Consider the following 17,909-nt stretch of genomic DNA (forward strand, 5'->3'; position numbering starts at 1 on the left):
ATTAGTGTCTCTTCTTTTGGCGAAGAGACTTTTTTATTTTTAGAAATGGAGGCGATGTAGATGTTGAAAAATGAAAATTTGTGTACTAAACTTAAGAAAAGGAAGTTTGTTGTGACAGCAGAAATTTCTACGCCAAAAGGGGTAGATATAACGAAAACTATTGAAGAAGCGAGAAAATTAAAAGGCATTGTAGATGCCTTAAATATAACGGATTCTCCTATGGCGAATATGCGAATGAGTCCCATAGCAGTAGCTCACCTCTTGCAAGACCACTTAAACATTGAAACTATTTTTCATTTGACCTGTAGAGACAGAAATTTAATTGGGCTTCAGTCTGAACTCCTTGGAGCTTATGCATTAGGGGTAAGAAATATATTAGCTTTGACAGGAGACGACCCCTCCCATGGTGATACTCCTCAAGCTAAGGGGGTATACGATGTAGATTCTATTGGGCTTTTAAAGATTATCAGTGCCTTTAATAGAGGTTATGATTACAATGGCAATAAATTAGATTCACCAACAGAATTTTGTGCAGGTACTACTGCAAATCCAAGTGATTTAAGAGAAGAGGCCATAGAAAAGCTTAAAGTTAAGATAGAAGCAGGGGCAGAGTTTATTCAAACACAACCAGTTTATGATGAAGATATTTTATTTAAGTTTATTGAAAAGATTAAAAATTTCAATGTACCACTTTTGGTAGGCATATTACCTCTTAAAAGCTATAAAATGGCAGTCAATTTAAATGAAAAAGTGCCAGGTATAGATATTCCAGAAAAAGTTTTAGAAAGGCTAAAGGATGGAGGAAAAGAAGAAGGAATAAACATAGCTGTAGAGTTTATAAAACGGATACGCAGTGAAGTTGGGGGAATTCACATTATGCCTTTAGGAAGTACAGATGCTGTGTTGGAAATAATTTCAAGAGTTGATGATTTGGCCTGTGATTTTAAAGAAAATAAAGTACAAATGAATTAAATGGAGGTAAAAAATGTTAGACATTTTTAAAGAACTTTCAAATAGAGTGATTGTTTTTGATGGAGCAATGGGAACACAACTTCAAGAGAGGGGTTTAAAAACGGGAGAGTGTCCCGAATATATGAATATAACCCATCCAGAAGTAGTATTTGATATCCACAAGTCCTATATAGAAGCAGGAGCGGATGTAATTGAAACAAATACATTTGGGGCTAACAGGATAAAATTAGCAAAATATGGACTAGAAAATGAGGTTTTCAATATTGTCACTCAAGCAGTTAAAATAGCTAAAGAAGCTTCCAAAGATAAACCCGTTGCACTTTCTATAGGACCTATTGGCGAGCTTTTGACCCCCTATGGAGACATGACTTTTGATGAGGCTTATGATGTTTTTAAAGAAGTAGTTATAGCTGCAGAAAGTGCAGGAGCAGATATTGTTTTAATTGAAACAATGTCAGATATGCTGGAGGCAAAAGCTGCCATTCTTGCTGCTAAAGAGAATTCAAACATGAAAGTTATATGTACAATGACTTTTCAAGAAGATGGAAGGACTCTCATGGGGTCAGACCCTATAACTGTAGTAGTTAGTTTACAAGGATTAGGATTAGATGCCATTGGCGTTAACTGCTCGACAGGTCCCGATAAAATGGTAAGTGTAGTGGAAAAAATGTCTCAAGTTTCTCGCATACCTATTATTGCACAACCTAATGCAGGTATGCCTGTGATTAGAGACGGCAAAACAGTTTATGACTTAAAACCAGAAGAATTTGCTAGTTTCTTTCCTTCTCTTGTTGAAAAAGGTGCCTCTATAGTTGGGGGGTGCTGCGGTACTACTCCTCACTATATAAAACTTGTTAAAGAGGCTGTAAAAGATTTAAAGCCAAAAGTTAAAGTAAACAAATTTACAGCTGTAGCTTCTAATACAAAAACAGTTTTCATAGGTGAAAATTATCCTTTAAGGGTTATAGGGGAGCGTATTAATCCAACTGGGAAGAAGAAGTTAAGTGAGGCTTTTTTGGCCGGAGATGTAGGTTTAGCAGTAGAGGAAGCTATAAAACAGCAAAAATGTGGAGCAGAAATATTGGATGTAAATGTAGGGGTACCAGGAATAGATGAGGAGCAATTACTTCCCAAGGTAGTTTCTGAAATACAAAATGTAGTAGACCTTCCTCTTCAAATAGATAGCACTAATATTAAAGCGATAGAAAAAACTATAAGAATTTTAAGAGGTAGACCCATAATCAACTCTGTAAGTGCAAAAGAGGAAAGTTTAAAAGAAGTGCTTCCTATTGTTAAAAAATACGGAGCTTGTGTTGTAGGACTTACTGTAGGAGATAAAGGGCTTCCCAAAGATAGGCATGAAAGAATTGAAAATGCGGAAAAAATTATAAAAAAAGCGGAAGAGTATGGCATACCTAAAGAGGACATATTGATAGATTGTATTGTGCTGACGGTTTCTTCTGAGCAGGAGGCTGCAATTGAGACTTTAGAAGCGATAAAATTGGCTAAAGAAGAGTTAGGAGCAAATACTGTTGTAGGACTTAGCAATGTTTCCTTTGGTTTACCTGAAAGAAGGTTGATAAACTCTACTTTTTTAGCAATGGCAGCATCTTATGGGCTTACTACTGCTATTATAAATCCCTGCGATGAAGCCATGATGGACACTTTGAGGGCTTCAATGGTTTTACTAAATAAAGATAAAGGCAGTGTGAATTATCTGAATATATATGGGAAAAAGCAAAAAGAGGAGGTCAAAGAGAAAGAACAACAAAAAATTCAAGAAGAAGATTTAAAATCAAAACTCTATATCCAGATTTTAGAAGGCAAAAAGTCAGGAGTAGAAGATATAGTAAAAAATATTTTAGAGGAGGAAGTTCAGCCTCTTTCTATAGTTGATAACATAATAATTCCTGCCTTAAAAGAAGTGGGAGATAGATATGAAAAAGGCATATATTTCTTGCCACAACTTTTGAGCTCTGCAGAAGTGGTGCAAAGTGCTTTCAAGATAATAAAAGAAAAGCTTCCAAAAGGTTCAGTATCTAAAGGTAAAATAATACTTGCTACAGTTGAAGGAGATGTACATGATATAGGAAAAAATATAGTAAAAGTTTTGCTTGAAAACTATGGATATGATGTAATTGACTTAGGAAAAGATGTCAAAGGAGAAGTGATATTAGAAGAAATAAGACGGAGTGGGGCACCATTAGTAGGTTTAAGTGCTTTAATGACAACTACTTTATTTAACATGGAAAAAATTATCAAACTGCTTAAAGCAAATACTGATGTGAAAATAATGGTAGGCGGGGCTGTTTTGACTGAGGAATATGCCTATAAGATTGGAGCAGATTATTACGGAAAAACGGCTCAAGATGCAGTTAAAATTGCTGATAAGTTTTTCTTAAAAAATGCTCTTTTATGTAAAACTTGTGGTATTTAAAGGTGGTGTTGAAGTGTCAATAATATAAATGCTGCTGTTACCATAAAAGTTAAGGACCTTGATAAAATAGTAGAAGGAAAATGGGTAGATGTATGCCAATAGACATACATCTACTTTTTTAAAAGAATTTTTTACTTTCCATATATTCTCTTACCTGTACTAAAGTCTCTCCAAATCTTTGAAAGTGTACAATTTCCCTTTCTCTCAAAAACCTTAGAGTATCTTTTACACAAGGGTCATCTGTAAGATTTATTAAATGTTCATAAGTTGCTCTTGCTTTTTCTTCGGCTGCCATATCTTCGTGTAGATCAGCGATTGCATCTCCTTTAGCCTGGATATAGGCGGCGGTCCACAGCATTCCAGTTGTATCTGCGTAGAATAAGCCTCTATCATGTTCTGTATAGTATTCCCCTAATCCTTCTCTCTTTAATATTTCTACTGGTACTCCTTTTAAAAGTTTGAAAACAAGAGTTGCTATTATTTCAAGGTGTGCTAATTCTTCTGTAGCAATGTCTGTCAAAACTGCTTTTGCTTTTCCCGTAGGCATGACGAATCGCTGAGTTTGGTATCTTAAGGCGGCTGCCAATTCTCCATCAGGGCCTCCATATTGGGCGATGAGGTATTTTGCCATTTTTACATCTGGTTTGCATACTTTAGCAGGATATTGTAGTTTCTTTTCATAAACCCACATAGCAAAGTCCTCCTCAATATTCTATTTCCCAAGGCCATGGGTCATCTATCCATTTCCAAGGATATTGACTTTGTGAATGACCAAAAACTATCAAAGGTCCGTAAAATTGTTCATATTGCTGTTTTAGCATAGACAATTGATTAGAATAATAGTTGTAGTCTTGAAGAGCTTTTTGGTCCTCGGGATGAGTATCTAAATATAGATTCAAATCTATGCAGGTAAACTCCATTTCCATGATTTTCTTAAGCATAGATATTTGATTGCTATCCATTTTATCACCTCATTTTTTCGCCTACATAAGGCATATCAAGTTCAGGAAAGGCAGTGCCTTTTTTAATGGCTTCTTCCGGAGGATAAAGAGATACATACTTCTGTAAAGGCACATAAGCTTGTGCAAGCTTTAGAGAAGGAAAAGCATAATCTTGTATATAAGGATTATAGTCGTACATTTTTTAAACCTCCAAATCTGTAGTTTTACTAATATAATATTCTTGTATATATGTTTGTGATACAGTAAAAAAACAGCCATTTTGGCTGTTCAGACTGTAGACAAACTTTCGGAAATAGGATATTTTGCAATCGGTGCGACTTGTGACAAAGCGGCAACAAAACTTAGTAAGACCGAGGGTGGAGGCAGGGCCGTAGCCACGGATGGCGGAGGCGGGCACTAAGACAAGGAGGTCGGATGTGCCCGGTACCCTGCCGGAACACGAAGGTCGAGTTTAGTTTTGTCGCTTTGGAACATCGGAGCGACGATGCAAAATATCCTATTTAAAAATTTTGAACTTTGTCAACAAGATGAACGGCCATTTTGGCTGCTTTAATGAACTCCTAATAGTACAAGCATTATTCCACCTGCTATTGCCGTTCCAAAAACTCCGGCAAGATTCGGTCCCATGGCGTGCATTATTAAAAAGTTGTAAGGATTTTCTTTTATGGCTACAGAGTGGGATACTCTCGCAGCTATTGGAACAGAAGCTATACCTGCAGAACCTATAAGGGGATTTATCTTTCCACCAGAGAGCTTATTTAAAAACTTAGCTCCCAGTATACCTCCAGCTGTTCCTGTCATGAAAGCTATAAGCCCTAAGACGATTATTTCTAATGTCTTAATGGTCAAAAAAGTATCTGCTTTCATTGTAGAGCCTATAGAAACTCCTAACAATATTGTAATTACATTCATAAATTCTCCACTGGCTGTTTTTGCAAGCCTTTCTACAACTCCCGATTCTTTTAGAAGATTTCCTAACATTAACATTGTTATAAGAGGAGCAATTGGAGGAAGTAGTAAATTTATTAAAACAGTTATTACAATAGGAAAGGCTATTTTTTCTGTTTTTGAAACGGGTCTCATCTGTTTCATCATTATTTGCCTTTCCTCTTTTGTAGTAAGTAACCTCATGATAGGAGGTTGTATTAAAGGCATTAACGCCATATAAGAATACGCAGCGACAGATATTTGAGCCATAAGGTGGGGAGCTAATTTTTGAGTTACATAAATTGCCATTGGACCGTCTGCCCCGCCAATTATTCCTATTGCCCCCGCTTCAAATATACTAAAACCTAAAACCTTAGCTCCTATTAACGCTATAAATATTCCTATATGGGCAAAAGCACCTAAAATCATTAAACTAGGATTCGCAATCATAGGTCCAAAGTCCGTCATGGCACCTACGCCGAGGAAGATAAGGGGAGGATAGATAACCTTTTCAACCCCTAAGTAAAAAAAGTGTATAAGTCCTCCAGGTTGTAATAAATCAGTAGCTGGTATGTTTGCTACAATACTGCCAAAACCTATTGGAAGAAGTAAAAATGGCTCATATTTTTTTACAATAGCTAAATATATGAGAAATATTCCCACAAAGATTAAAAAGATATTGCCCAAAGTTAAATGAACAAGCCCAGTAGTTTGTATCATATCCTTAAAAAGCTTTAAGAGAATATCCATTTGTGTCACTCCTTATTTTTTGTTAATAAATTTTTCGATTTTACTAAATAACGGAAATATCTTTGATAATATAGCACCAATTAATAAAAGAAGCATTGACAACAAAACCATGTCTATGATTGACAAATAAATAGCTCCTAAAACTGTATCTGGTACCATTATTTCACCTCCTGAAAAAATAAAAGAGCCATAGTATTATGACTCTTTCCCTCTGTCTCCCCTTATGTACTTTATAAGTGCATTATTCCAAAACCCAACCTCTCATGATTCGTTAGAGGATGTAAAGCTGATTTTCCAAACATTGAAACTGCAATCCATGTGTTATCTGCTACAACTGCAATTTTCATCATAAGGCTTACATCTAAGGGCAAAGTCAAGGATAAAGATTTTACAGCTTCAATTGTAGCATGTAAGAGGGCGTGCATAGAAGTTGAATTTTTTTCAATCACATTATTGTTTAAAGCTGCTCCTACCACTGCAGAGACTATTTTTTCATTGAATTCGCTGCTTTTACCTCCCAGCTCTGTTACGGCGCATTTGTAACCTTTTTCTATGAGAACTTTTTTGATTTCTTCTTCTTCCTCTCTATTTGAGGAAAGAGACAATACTATGGCTCCTTTTGCAACTGTTAAGTTGTTTATAAACACTTTAATTCTTCATCCTTTCTCACTCTTTCACTCTCTCACCCAGTATTAGTATACAACGTTATTAAAATTATGTAAAGGTTATTTTATTTTTTGATGAAAACATTTTAATATTAGAATTATTAAGCAAAATAAGGTATAATCTAGATAGCAAAGGAGGAATGACAGTGAGAAGAAATGATGTGATAACAGTTGAGATAAAAGACATGGAATTTGGTGGATTTGGGATAGGCTATTTTGAGGGGAAAAAAGTAAAAATAAAAGGAGCACTTTTGGGGCAAAAAATAAAGGCAAAAGTTAAAAAAGTAAAAAAGGATATGGTAGAAGGCGAAATAGTGGAAGTAATAGAGAATTCTACTTTGGAGAAGCAAAGCCTTTGCCCTCACTTTGGGGACTGTGGCGGCTGTACTTATCAAAATGTTAGCTATCAAGATCAACTTGAGATAAAAGAAGATATTGTGAAAAAGCTTTTTGAAAAAGAAGGAATAAGAGATTATGAATTTTTAGGTATTGTGAAAAGTCCTAAAGAGCATGGTTATAGGAATAAAATGGAATACACTTTTGGAAAAGATAAAGAAGGCAATGGGGCGTTAGGACTTCATAGAAAAGGTCGATTTTATGAGGTAATCATGACAGATAAATGTAATATTGCTGATGATGACTTTATTAAAGCTTTAACTCTTACTTTTGATTATGCAATAAAAAAAGGGCTTCCTTTTTATGACAAAAAGACTCATGAAGGTTTTTTGAGACATTTGGTGGTTCGGAAAGCTTCAAAATCAAGGGAAATTTTGTTGAATATTGTGACAACAACACAGTTGCAACATGATTTTACAGAGCTTATTGAAAGATATAAAAATGCGAATTTTGAAAGTCGGCTTGTAGGTGTACTACATACTCAAAACGATTCCTGGTCAGATGCTGTAGTATGCGAAAGATTGAAAGTGTTATATGGAAGAGATTATCTCATAGAAGAGATTTTGGATTTAAAATTTAAAATAAGTGCGTTTTCTTTTTTTCAAACTAATTCACACGGAGCAGAAAAACTTTATGAGACGGTGAGGGAATTTGCAGGAGATGTATCTGACAAAATAGTTTTTGATTTGTATTCTGGTACTGGAACCATAGGTATAATTATGGCTCCAATGGCTAAAAAGGTGATTGGGATAGAACTTGTGGAAGAAGCAGTTATGTCGGCGAGGGAAAACGCAGAACTCAATGGACTTAAAAATTGCACTTTCATTGCTGGTGATGTCTCAAAGAAACTCAAAGAAATTAAAGAAATGCCTGATGTGGTGATTGTGGACCCGCCAAGGTCTGGAATCAATCCAAAAGCGCTTGAAGACATTGTGAAATTTAACGCTGAAAAAATAGTGTATGTTTCGTGTAATCCTGAATCTCTTGTAAGAGATTTAAAAACCCTCAGTGAAGATGTATATAAAGTGAAAAAAGTAAAATGTGTAGACATGTTTCCTCATACTTATCATGTTGAGACGGTAGTTTTAATAGAAAGAAAGTAAGAATGAGGAGGTGAGCCGTTTGGCCAATCAGAATTTAAAAAGGATTATTTTAGAGGTTGTAAATAACCAGATTAGAGACAATAATCCACCAATTACCAAAGTGACACTGGAAAGACTGAAAAAATCAGGATACACAGAACAACAGGCAAAAGAAAAAATCGCCGCAATATTAATAGAAGAAATATACGATGTGCTAAAAAATGGTGAAGCCTACAATGAAGAACGATATGCTAAAAAACTGTCGACTTTGAAATAGATGTCATAGTGAAAGAATTGATGAAGCAGGTTTTATTAAACTAATGCAATTTTTATAAAAAAATTAAAACCATACTCCAAGTTAAGCGATATTATTGAAAAGCTGATCAAAAAAGATTAAAAAAGCATGGAAGGTCCAAATAACAGTGCATAAGTATATGGTAATTATTTCAAAGGTGTGGTATACTAAATATTAGAAAACAAAGAGGGGTGAAATTATGCAAAAGTATGTTGAATTTACTTATAATGGAAAAACATTAAGAGGTATGATGCACTTACCTGACGGTATTCACGGAAAAGTCCCTATGGTGGCTATTTTCCACGGTTTTACTGGCAATAAAATGGAGCCTCACTTTATTTTTGTAAAGCTTTCACGACAGCTGGAAAAAGTGGGTATAGGCAGCGTTAGGTTTGATTTTTACGGTTCTGGGGAAAGTGATGGAGATTTTAGCGAAATGACTTTTAGTGGAGAGTTGGAAGATGCAAGGCAGATAATAAAATTTGTAAAAAATGAATCTATGACTGATGTAGAAAATATAGGTATTTTAGGCCTTAGCATGGGAGGAGCAGTGGCTGGAGTTATCGCAAGTGAGTTAAGGGAGGAAATAAAGGCTTTGGCTCTTTGGGCACCTGCTTTTAATATGCCGGAATTGATTTTGGAGCAAAGTAAAAGTGCTGACGAAAAAATGCTAGGAATGCTTGAAAGAGAGGGAATAATTGACATCGGCGGCTTAGCTTTGAGTAAAGAATTTATAGACGACTTGATAAAACTAAATATATTTGAACTTTCCAAAGGGTATGATAAACCGGTTTTGATAGTTCATGGCACAGAAGATGCAGCGGTAAAATATGAGGTATCAGATAAAATACTTGAAGAAGTGTATAAAGGCAATGCAAAGCGAATTACCATTGAAGGTGCAGATCACACTTTCAATAAGTTAGAATGGGAGAAAAAGGCTATAGAAGAGTCTATTAATTTCTTTAAAGAAAATTTAAAGGGATAGCAAGTGCTATCCTTTAAGTTTTTATATATTTTTTAAAGATTTGATATAATTAAAACATACTAAAATACTAGGTCTTAAATTGGAGGTTGAATAGCTATGGAAAAAGAAAACAGATTTTATGATACCAAAACTTTTTATAGATTTGTTGAGGATTTTTTAACAAACAAAGGACAGCCTAAACCTAAAAAAAGAGTGAAATTGAGTAAAGACTTTATGGAAAGAATTATGCTGGCAGTGACACAAGTAAATGGATGTCCTTACTGCAGTTATTTTCATGCTAAAGAAGCTTTAAGAGCTGGTATGTCCAATGAGGAAGTAAAAAAATTATTAAAGGGCGAGTTTGGCGATGTGCCGGATGATCAATTAGCTGCTATACTCTTTGCTGAGCACTATGCGGAGACAGCAGGAAATTTTGATGAAGAGGCATATAAAAAGCTTGTAGAGACTTATGGGGAAGATTATACATATAGTATTATGAGAGCTATAAGAGCGATAATGGTAGGGAATACCCATGGAAATGCTTTTAGCGCGTTGGTAAACAGGCTAAAAGGAAAACCTTACAAAAATAGTAATTTAAAGGATGAATTAGGTATAATTTTTGGAATCTTCGTATTTGTACCTGCCGCATTGATTAATCAACTTTTTAAAAGAAAAGTAAATCATACCACTAATTCCAAAAATTAAGTTGTAAAATAGGGGTGGGGAAAATGTACGGAATTGTTTTAGAGGGTGGAGGTGCAAGGGGTGCATATCAGATAGGAGCTTACAAAGCTTTGGCTGAAAAAGGTATAGATGTAAGAGGGGTAGCAGGGACTTCTGTTGGAGCTTTAAATGGTGCTATTATTGCACAGGGTAATTTTGAAAAAGCTTATGAACTGTGGCATGATATTTCTTATTCTAAAGTCATTAAGGCTAATGATGAGGAAATTGAGAGGCTTAAGAAAGGAAGATGGAGAAGAGAAGATATTTTTTTGGTTACGCAGTTGCTAAAGGGAATTATTGAGGAGGGTGGACTTGATATATCTCCTCTTAAGAATTTGTTAAAAGAGGTTATAGACGAAAATAAGATAAGAAATTCAGGGAAAGACTTTGCAATTGTTACTGTTTCTTTAAGTGATTTTAAGCCTATGGAGCTATATATTGAAGACATACCTTATGGTAAGCTTGTGGATTATTTGATGGCAAGTGCTTATTTACCCATCTTTAAAAGAGAGAAAATTGATGGAAAAAGTTATCTGGATGGAGGAGTATACAACAATCTTCCGGCTGATTTACTCATAAAAAAAGGCTATAAAGATTTGATAATCATAAGGACTGGCAGTTTTGGCATAGTCAAAAAAATTGATTTTAAAGGTTTAAATACATTAGTTATTTCTCCAAAGGAAGATTTAGGAGGGATTTTAGATTTTGATAAAAATGTTGTAAGGTATAACCTTAAATTAGGATACTTTGATGGTTTAAAGGCTTTAAAAGGACTAAAGGGAGATAAGTATTATATCGAACCGAAAGGGGAAAAGGAATATTTTATCCGTTATCTTATGAATTTAGAGGAAAGAAGAATTGAAAATTTAAAGGATATCTTTAGAGTAAATAAAGAAATTCCAGCAAAAAGAGCTTTGTTTGAAGTTATTATTCCTAAATTGTGCTCCTTATTGGATTTGAAAGTCGATGTCGATTACGATGAAATATTTTTAACTCTTTTAGAAAATCTGGCGGAGATTTATGAAATAGAGAGATTTAGGGTTTATACCTACGAAAAGCTGATTAGTGCTGTAAGGGAGAAAATTAATTGTGACAAAGAAGTTGTTGAGGAAGATAAAGAAGAAATAGAAGAAATAATAGAAAGGGTAATTAAAAAGATAGATATGCTTTCTATATTTACTAAAAACGAAGTTATAAAGGAAGTCGGGAAAGTTATTTTTAGTTGACTTACTGTAAGAGTGCTTAATTAGAGGACGGATAAAATGGAGATAGAGATGTTGATAATCATTTTTTTGTGTGATATGATGAAACCAAAGAAAGGAGGAATTTGTGGTTAGAGAAAAACTATGACGGTTATAAAGCTTATTCCGTTTCAAAATATAATGAGAATGCGCAAAAAGGAGTGTGGAAAGAAACTTTAAAATTATTGAAAAAGCTCGGATATGAGATAGAATCTTTGTAAATCTGGAGTAAAGAAGGAGATTACAATGGGAATTGTGTTTTTGTCCATCATTGGAATTATGAGTGGATTTATACTTTTTTCAAAGGTAATCATTATTCATAAAGAAGGGACTTACAAAAATGGCAGAAAAGTTTCTGTAATTATTCCTGCGCGAAATGAAGAAAAGAATCTTCCACATCTCCTTAAAAGTTTAAAAGAACAAGCCTATAAGCCTTATGAAATTATTGTAGTTGATGATTTTTCTGAAGATTCTACAAGCGAAATAGCCAAAGTTTTTGGAGCTAAAGTGATAAAAAACAAGGAATTACCACAAGGATGGACAGGGAAAAACTGGGCTTTGTGGAACGGATTTTTAGAGTCTAGTGGAGATGTACTCATTTTCCTTGATGCAGATGTTAGACTATCTCCTTTTGCAATAGAGTCTCTTGTTAAGGAGCAGGCAAAGGTTGGGGGAGCAATATCTGTAATTCCTTATCATTACACAGAAAAATTTTATGAAAGACTTGCTCTTATAGCTAATATTTTAGGGATATTTGCTTTTACTTCTCCTTTTGAAAGAAAAAGTCCAAAAGGCTTATATGGGTCATGTATAGTAGTGGATAGGGAAAATTATGAGAAAGTTAAAGGACACTACAGTGTAAAGGGAGAGATATTAGATGACCTTAATTTAGGCAAAAAGTTCTCAGATGCAAAAATTAACATTAAAAACTTTATTGGATATGACCTTGTCTCTTTTAGGATGTATCCTTATGGAATTATAAGTGAAATACATGGATTTAGCAAAGGAGCAATTTTGAGTGCAAATACTTTAAGCTTTGGAACGATTTTCTTGATAGTTTTATGGCTTTTAGGACTTGTATTAGTGGGATTTATAACTCCTTTTTTGGTTTTTTCTCATTCACCTATTGCTATTTTTTACGAAATTGGCTATCTTTTTTATACTCTGCAAATACTATATTTTACAAAGTATACAGGAAGATTTGGTATATTTATTCCTATTTTTCATTTTATTTCGACAGCCTTTTTTATACTAATAATTTTACATTCTTTTTATCAGGTAGCATTCAAGAAAAAAGTTTTATGGAAGGGTAGAGAAATAAGTGTAGGAAGAAGGAATAATGTATGATTATTTTACTTAGTATTATAGAGTTCGGTTGTGGCTCTTTTATGTTTTCCTATTGGATAGGTCGTATGGTAGGTAAAAGATTAGAGGAAATACGGGATGGAAATCCTGGAGCTTTTAATCTTGGCCATGCGGCTGGCTTTAAAATGGGGGTTATCGGTGCTACTTTTGATTTCATGAAAGGTTACTTTCCACTTGTGTATTTCCTTGAAAAAGAATATGTTACAGGAAATGCCATTGTAATTGTGGCAATAGCACCTATTTTGGGGCACGCTTTTTCCCCATTTTTGAAATTTAAAGGGGGTAAAGCATTAGCTACTACTTTTGGAGTGTGGAGTGCAATTACCCGTTTTAAAGCTTCCTTTATGTACGCTGTTATCCTTGGAATTTTAAAATTAGTGGAGAGAATGTATAATAAAGGGAAACCTTCTATACCTGAAATAGATGCTGTATTAGACCTTGTTGGTTTTGGTATTCTAGGTGGGCTGTTATTTTTGAGTAGTGTTGAAAGTTACTTACTTTTACTATGGATGCTCAACTTTGTTGTGCTTTTATATAAAAGAAAGAAGGATATGAATGTTGTTTTAAAGGCCAAAATGGTAAAATAATGATGTATATTTTGCATACTTTAATTAAAATCAGTTGGGAGTGTATGAAGTGGAATCCATTTATATTGCAATAACCGGATGTCAACATTATTACGGTACAAAAGTTTTGAAACCAGGCACGATTGTAAGATTAGAAAAGGATTTAGACAATGACTATGATGATGAAGCAATAGCTGTTACCCTTGCGCCATTAGGGCAAGTGGGATATGTAGCTAATAGTGTTGGAACTGTTCCAAGAGGATGTTATAGTGCAGGTCGGATTTATGATAAATTTGAAAATTACGCTTTTGCTATGATAAAATTTGTAACAAAAGACTTTGCCATTGCAGAATTTTTAGAAGAGGACTTTATAAAAGTTACTATAAAGTTCCGACTAAAAGAAAAAAGAAAGAAAAAGTACAAAAATAAAACTTAAATGGTGAGAAAATATGGAATACAAACAATCATCTATATTTGATAATGAAGTGAGGAAAAACAAACCTTTGGCCGACAGGATGAGACCCAAAACTTTAGATGAGTTTGTAGGTCAAGAACATCTTTTAGGTAAAGGGAAATTACTTAGGGAATTGATTGAAAAGGACAATATTACTTCAATGATTTTGTGGGGGCCGCCAGGGGTAGGTAAAACTACTCTTGCTATGATTATAGCCAATATGACAAATTCTAAATTTGTCACCTTTAGTGCTGTTTTATCAGGTATCAAAGAAATAAAGGAGATTATGGCAAAAGCTGAACTGGATGCTATGTATGGAACTAGAACTGTTGTATTTATTGATGAAATTCATCGTTTTAATAAAGCTCAGCAGGATGCTTTTTTGCCTCATGTGGAAAAGGGGAATATAATATTAATTGGTGCAACTACAGAAAATCCCTCTTTTGAGGTGAACTCAGCTCTTTTGTCTCGTTCTAAAGTTTTTGTTATGAAACCTCTTACAGAAGAAGATTTACTTATACTGCTTAAAAGAGCGCTAAAAGATGAACAAAATGGATTGGGTATGTACAAAATTGGTATAACAGAAGAACAGCTCAAAAAAATTGCACTTTTTGCAAATGGAGATGCGAGAGTTGCTTTAAACACATTGGAGATTGCAGTTATGGCAGCAGAGGTAATTGAGGGGAAAAGAATTGTCACAGATGATATATTAGCAGATGCAATGCAAAAAAAAACTTTGCTGTATGATAAACAGGGAGAGGAGCACTATAATTTAATATCCGCTTTTCACAAATCTTTAAGAAATAGCGATTGGGATGCGGCAGTGTATTGGCTTGCAAGGATGTTAGAAGCGGGAGAAGACCCTCTCTATGTCGCAAGAAGGATGATACGCTTTGCTTCTGAAGATATTGGGCTTGCAGATCCTCAAGCTCTTGAAATGGCTGTTGCAGCATATAATGCTTGCCATTATATTGGAATGCCTGAATGTAGTGTAAATTTGGCACAGGTGGCAATATATTTAGCGTTAGCTCCTAAATCTAATGCGGTATACATGGCATATAATAAAGCTAAAAAAGATGCAGAAGAGACAATTGCTGAAAGTGTTCCTATGCATTTAAGAAATGCTCCTACAAAACTTATGAAAGAATTAGGGTATGGGAAAGGATATAAGTATGCACACGACTTTGAAGATAAAATAACTGATATGCAATGTCTGCCGGATAATCTTAAAGACAGGAAATACTATGTACCTACGGATTCCGGTTTTGAGAAGGACATACAAAGGAGATTAGAGCAAATCACCAACTTAAAAAAGAAAGGAAAATAATTTTGAGCTGTTTGATAAAAGGGGCAGTTGCCCCTTTTATCAAACAGAGCTTTTAGGTTCTTCCCATATAATGATGCCAGGTACAAATAACAAAATTATCAAAATGATGATTATGATCCAAATCCATTGATTTTCATCATGTTTGCGTTTGTCAGGCATAAACTTACCTCCTTTTTAGATTGACTTCTACTTTATAATATGAAAAACATAAAATAATGGCTACAAATTATAAAAGTCTCCTGGCAATACCCACTGCAAGGAGACTTTATGCTTTTAAACATTTGGGCCTGATTTTTTAATATCATTAGTTACATCTTTGTATTTTTTAAAGTTTTCTGCAAATCTAAGTGCCAAATTTTTTGCTGCTTTTTCATATGCTTCTTTGTCAGCCCATGTATTTTTGGGATTCAAAATTTCTGAAGGTACTCCTGGACAAGAGGTAGGTATGTTTAAATTGAAGATAGGATCTTTTACAAATTCTACGCCATCCAGTGAGCCATTTAATGCAGCTGTCACCATAGCTCTTGTATAAGTCAAATTAATGCGGCTTCCAATCCCATAAGGTCCACCAGACCATCCAGTATTTACTAAATAGACTTTTGCATTGTGTTTTTCAATTTTTTCTCCTAACATTTTTGCATAGACCATTGGCTTTAAAGGCAAAAATGGTGCTCCAAAGCAAGTAGAAAAAGTAGCTTGAGGTTCTGTGATTCCCCTTTCTGTGCCAGCCAATTTGCTAGTGTAACCGGATAGAAAGTAATACATGGCTTGTTCTTTTGTAAGTTTAGCAATCGGTGGTAAAACTCCAAAAGCGTCTGCTGTTAAAAATATAATTGCTTTTGGATGTCCTCCCATTCCCCCAGGAATGGCACCAGGTATAAAGTCAATGGGGTAGGCTGCTCTTGTATTTTCTGTAATTTTATCACTGCTATAGTCGAGTTCTCTTGTATTTTCATCATATACAACGTTTTCAAGTACGGTACCAAACTTTATAGCATTCCAAATTTGAGGTTCTTTTTCTTTTGATAGATTTATGCATTTAGCATAACATCCTCCTTCAAAATTGAAGATGCCTTTGTCTGACCATCCATGTTCATCATCTCCAATTAAAAACCTCTGAGGGTCTGCAGAGAGGGTAGTTTTTCCCGTCCCTGACAAGCCGAAAAAGAGGGCGGTATCTCCATCTTTGCCCATATTGGAAGAACAATGCATTGATAACACGCCGCGTTTTGGCATTAGATAGTTCATGAGGGTAAAGATTGACTTTTTGATTTCTCCTCCATACTGAGAGCCACCGATTATAATTAGTTTTTTAGTTAAACTTAATATGATAAAAGCTTCAGAATTTACACCGTCTAATTCAGGTATAGAGTTAAACTTAGGTGCAGCAATTAGCGTGTATTCAGGAATGTGATTTTTAAGTTCTTCTTCATTAGGACGAATGAATAGTTGGCGTGCCAGTAAACTCTGATACGCATATTCTGTTATGACTCTTATAGGAATTCTATATTCGGGGTCAGCTCCTACAAATCCATCAAATACAAAAAGGTCACGATTTTGTAGATAGGCAGTTAAACGGTTGTACAACCTTTCAAATTTATCTATAGATATAGGTTTATTGTTTTCCCACCATATATATTCATGAACTTCTGGTTCATCGACAATAAATTTGTCATTAGGAGAACGTCCTGTGTATTTACCAGTATAGACATTAAAAGCGCCGTTGTTTGTAAGTACTCCCTCTCCTCTTTTTATAGCTTCTTCAACTAATTTAGAAACGGAAAGATTGCGGTAAACATTTTTAACATTGATTATATTTATTTTTTCAAGGTTATACATTAAAAGGCCTCCTTTTTGATATTCTGAAGACGTTTTTGCAAGCTGTATTATTAAAAATTGCAAAAAATATCTTATAAAGTTTAAAATTAACATTTACAATAAAATTCTAACATGGTTCAAATATTTTTTCAAGTGGTACGAAATTTTTGGCTAAAACTTAAGGGATTTATGTCGAAATTTATGATATAATAGAAAAAAGTCCTTATCAACTGAAATCAACGTGACAAGGAGTGAAACTAATGGAAAAGTGCTTTTGTGGTGGCAAAATAGAGATACAAAATGTAGAATATAAGTTGGTAAGGGGAAAAAGAACTATAATAATTAAAGATGTGCCGGCATATGTTTGTCAAAAATGTGGTGCAGTCTATTATGATACAGAAGTGCTTGATGAGGCTTTTAAAAATAAAGATAAGTACGAATATTTTTCAACAAAATAGCTTATAATTAAAATTGCCAAAAGGATAAAAGAAGTCAGGGGACAATTTATTATAAGTGTGTGTCAATACCTTTTTAATTAAATAGCGAGAAAGATAGACTACATTTTCATCATTTATGACTTTATCTATGTCAAAAAAAGCTGCGGCGTCATTTTCTATTCCGTCAGAAGTAGGAGTTCCCGAAACATAATCTAACAAAAAAACAATGTATATTTCCGAATTGCCATCGGGAAGTATTATACTTCTTATAGAAATGATATTTTTTACACGGGTTTCTATTGAAGTTTCTTCTTTTATTTCTCTTAAAACTGCATCGTCTATGTTTTCACCGGCTTCTACATGACCGCCGGGTATTATCCATTTGCCTTTAAATTGACCGTAAGTATGCCTTACCAATAAAACTCTGTTATCTTTTATGACTATGCCGCCTACTCCTACAATTATTTGTTTCATAAAATCACCAACCGCTGTATTTTATTTATAAATTGATTATACCACATAAATTTT

Annotated in this window: 20 protein-coding genes and 1 pseudogene; 13 read left to right on the forward strand and 8 right to left on the reverse strand. The window is 34.4% G+C overall.

What is annotated here, in order from left to right:
• Nucleotides 1-60: 60 nt before the first annotated feature.
• From BUB32_RS05790 to BUB32_RS13275, 3 genes and pseudogenes are all read left to right on the forward strand, one after another.
• The gene (locus tag BUB32_RS05790) at nt 61-972 is read left to right on the forward strand and encodes a methylenetetrahydrofolate reductase (protein ID WP_072968248.1); all 912 of its coding nucleotides are present in this window, start codon (nt 61-63) and stop codon (nt 970-972) included.
• Between the two features lie 13 nt (nt 973-985).
• Nucleotides 986-3,409: a homocysteine S-methyltransferase family protein gene (locus BUB32_RS05795; protein ID WP_072968250.1), complete on the forward strand. Its 2,424-nt coding sequence runs from the start codon at nt 986-988 to the stop codon at nt 3,407-3,409.
• Between the two features lie 24 nt (nt 3,410-3,433).
• Nucleotides 3,434-3,511, forward strand: a pseudogene (locus BUB32_RS13275) (YbaK/EbsC family protein); the annotation flags it as partial.
• A 16-nt stretch (nt 3,512-3,527) separates the two neighbouring features.
• On the opposite strand, the gene BUB32_RS05800 reads toward BUB32_RS13275, so the two are convergent.
• From BUB32_RS05800 to BUB32_RS05820, 6 genes are all read right to left on the reverse strand, one after another.
• On the reverse strand, nt 3,528-4,100 hold the full coding sequence (locus BUB32_RS05800) for a manganese catalase family protein (RefSeq protein ID WP_003868341.1): 573 nt from the start codon (nt 4,098-4,100) through the stop codon (nt 3,528-3,530).
• Nucleotides 4,101-4,113: 13 nt separating this feature from the next.
• The gene (locus BUB32_RS05805) at nt 4,114-4,371 is read right to left on the reverse strand and encodes a spore coat protein CotJB (RefSeq protein WP_072968252.1); all 258 of its coding nucleotides are present in this window, start codon (nt 4,369-4,371) and stop codon (nt 4,114-4,116) included.
• A 4-nt stretch (nt 4,372-4,375) separates the two neighbouring features.
• Nucleotides 4,376-4,549: a spore coat associated protein CotJA gene (locus tag BUB32_RS05810; protein WP_072968254.1), complete on the reverse strand. Its 174-nt coding sequence runs from the start codon at nt 4,547-4,549 to the stop codon at nt 4,376-4,378.
• A 371-nt stretch (nt 4,550-4,920) separates the two neighbouring features.
• Complete coding sequence (locus tag BUB32_RS05815) at nt 4,921-6,048, reverse strand: sodium ion-translocating decarboxylase subunit beta (RefSeq protein ID WP_072968256.1); 1,128 nt, start codon at nt 6,046-6,048, stop codon at nt 4,921-4,923.
• Between the two features lie 12 nt (nt 6,049-6,060).
• Entirely contained in the window at nt 6,061-6,207 is a 147-nt protein-coding gene (locus BUB32_RS12955; RefSeq protein ID WP_200773858.1) for a hypothetical protein, read from the reverse strand.
• Between the two features lie 71 nt (nt 6,208-6,278).
• Nucleotides 6,279-6,695 carry a HutP family protein gene (locus tag BUB32_RS05820; RefSeq protein ID WP_072968258.1) on the reverse strand — a complete coding sequence of 139 codons (417 nt, stop codon included), beginning with the start codon at nt 6,693-6,695 and terminating at the stop codon, nt 6,279-6,281.
• 158 nt (nt 6,696-6,853) lie between these two features.
• Here BUB32_RS05820 and rlmD point away from each other — a divergent pair, with 158 nt between their 5' ends.
• The 9 genes from rlmD (at nt 6,854) to BUB32_RS05865 (ending at nt 15,126) form a co-directional block, all read left to right on the forward strand.
• The gene (gene rlmD / locus BUB32_RS05825) at nt 6,854-8,212 is read left to right on the forward strand and encodes a 23S rRNA (uracil(1939)-C(5))-methyltransferase RlmD (RefSeq protein ID WP_407702963.1); all 1,359 of its coding nucleotides are present in this window, start codon (nt 6,854-6,856) and stop codon (nt 8,210-8,212) included.
• A gap of 10 nt (nt 8,213-8,222) precedes the next feature.
• A complete protein-coding gene (locus BUB32_RS05830) occupies nt 8,223-8,468 on the forward strand; it encodes a hypothetical protein (RefSeq protein ID WP_234949234.1) in 246 nt (81 codons plus the stop codon).
• A gap of 217 nt (nt 8,469-8,685) precedes the next feature.
• The gene (locus BUB32_RS05835) at nt 8,686-9,471 is read left to right on the forward strand and encodes an alpha/beta hydrolase (protein ID WP_072968262.1); all 786 of its coding nucleotides are present in this window, start codon (nt 8,686-8,688) and stop codon (nt 9,469-9,471) included.
• Between the two features lie 96 nt (nt 9,472-9,567).
• Nucleotides 9,568-10,155 (forward strand): carboxymuconolactone decarboxylase family protein, encoded by a 588-nt coding sequence (locus BUB32_RS05840; protein ID WP_072968264.1) that lies wholly within the window; start codon nt 9,568-9,570, stop codon nt 10,153-10,155.
• A 23-nt stretch (nt 10,156-10,178) separates the two neighbouring features.
• Nucleotides 10,179-11,399 carry a patatin-like phospholipase family protein gene (locus tag BUB32_RS05845; protein WP_072968267.1) on the forward strand — a complete coding sequence of 407 codons (1,221 nt, stop codon included), beginning with the start codon at nt 10,179-10,181 and terminating at the stop codon, nt 11,397-11,399.
• Between the two features lie 261 nt (nt 11,400-11,660).
• Nucleotides 11,661-12,761, forward strand: a complete 1,101-nt coding sequence (locus BUB32_RS05850) for a glycosyltransferase family 2 protein (RefSeq protein WP_072968269.1) — start codon at nt 11,661-11,663, stop codon at nt 12,759-12,761.
• Nucleotides 12,758-13,366, forward strand: a complete 609-nt coding sequence (locus BUB32_RS05855) for a glycerol-3-phosphate acyltransferase (protein WP_072968271.1) — start codon at nt 12,758-12,760, stop codon at nt 13,364-13,366. The genes BUB32_RS05850 and BUB32_RS05855 overlap by 4 nt, the downstream gene beginning before the upstream one ends.
• Before the next feature lie 49 nt (nt 13,367-13,415).
• Entirely contained in the window at nt 13,416-13,781 is a 366-nt protein-coding gene (locus tag BUB32_RS05860) for an HIRAN domain-containing protein (RefSeq protein WP_072968273.1), read from the forward strand.
• Between the two features lie 13 nt (nt 13,782-13,794).
• The gene (locus tag BUB32_RS05865) at nt 13,795-15,126 is read left to right on the forward strand and encodes a replication-associated recombination protein A (RefSeq protein WP_072968276.1); all 1,332 of its coding nucleotides are present in this window, start codon (nt 13,795-13,797) and stop codon (nt 15,124-15,126) included.
• Nucleotides 15,127-15,399: 273 nt separating this feature from the next.
• On the opposite strand, the gene pckA is transcribed toward BUB32_RS05865, so the two are convergent.
• A complete protein-coding gene (pckA, locus tag BUB32_RS05870; RefSeq protein ID WP_072968278.1) occupies nt 15,400-16,965 on the reverse strand; it encodes a phosphoenolpyruvate carboxykinase (ATP) in 1,566 nt (521 codons plus the stop codon).
• 239 nt (nt 16,966-17,204) lie between these two features.
• On the opposite strand from pckA, the gene BUB32_RS05875 reads away from it, so the two are divergent.
• Entirely contained in the window at nt 17,205-17,402 is a 198-nt protein-coding gene (locus BUB32_RS05875; protein WP_072968279.1) for a YgiT-type zinc finger protein, read from the forward strand.
• On the opposite strand, the gene BUB32_RS05880 is transcribed toward BUB32_RS05875, so the two are convergent.
• On the reverse strand, nt 17,391-17,855 hold the full coding sequence (locus tag BUB32_RS05880) for an NUDIX hydrolase (protein WP_072968281.1): 465 nt from the start codon (nt 17,853-17,855) through the stop codon (nt 17,391-17,393). The two genes, BUB32_RS05875 and BUB32_RS05880, sit on opposite strands and share 12 nt — an antisense overlap.
• Nucleotides 17,856-17,909: the final 54 nt, after the last annotated feature.

This window comes from Thermoanaerobacter uzonensis DSM 18761 (assembly GCF_900129115.1).
Taxonomy (GTDB): Bacteria; Bacillota; Thermoanaerobacteria; order Thermoanaerobacterales; family Thermoanaerobacteraceae; genus Thermoanaerobacter; species Thermoanaerobacter uzonensis.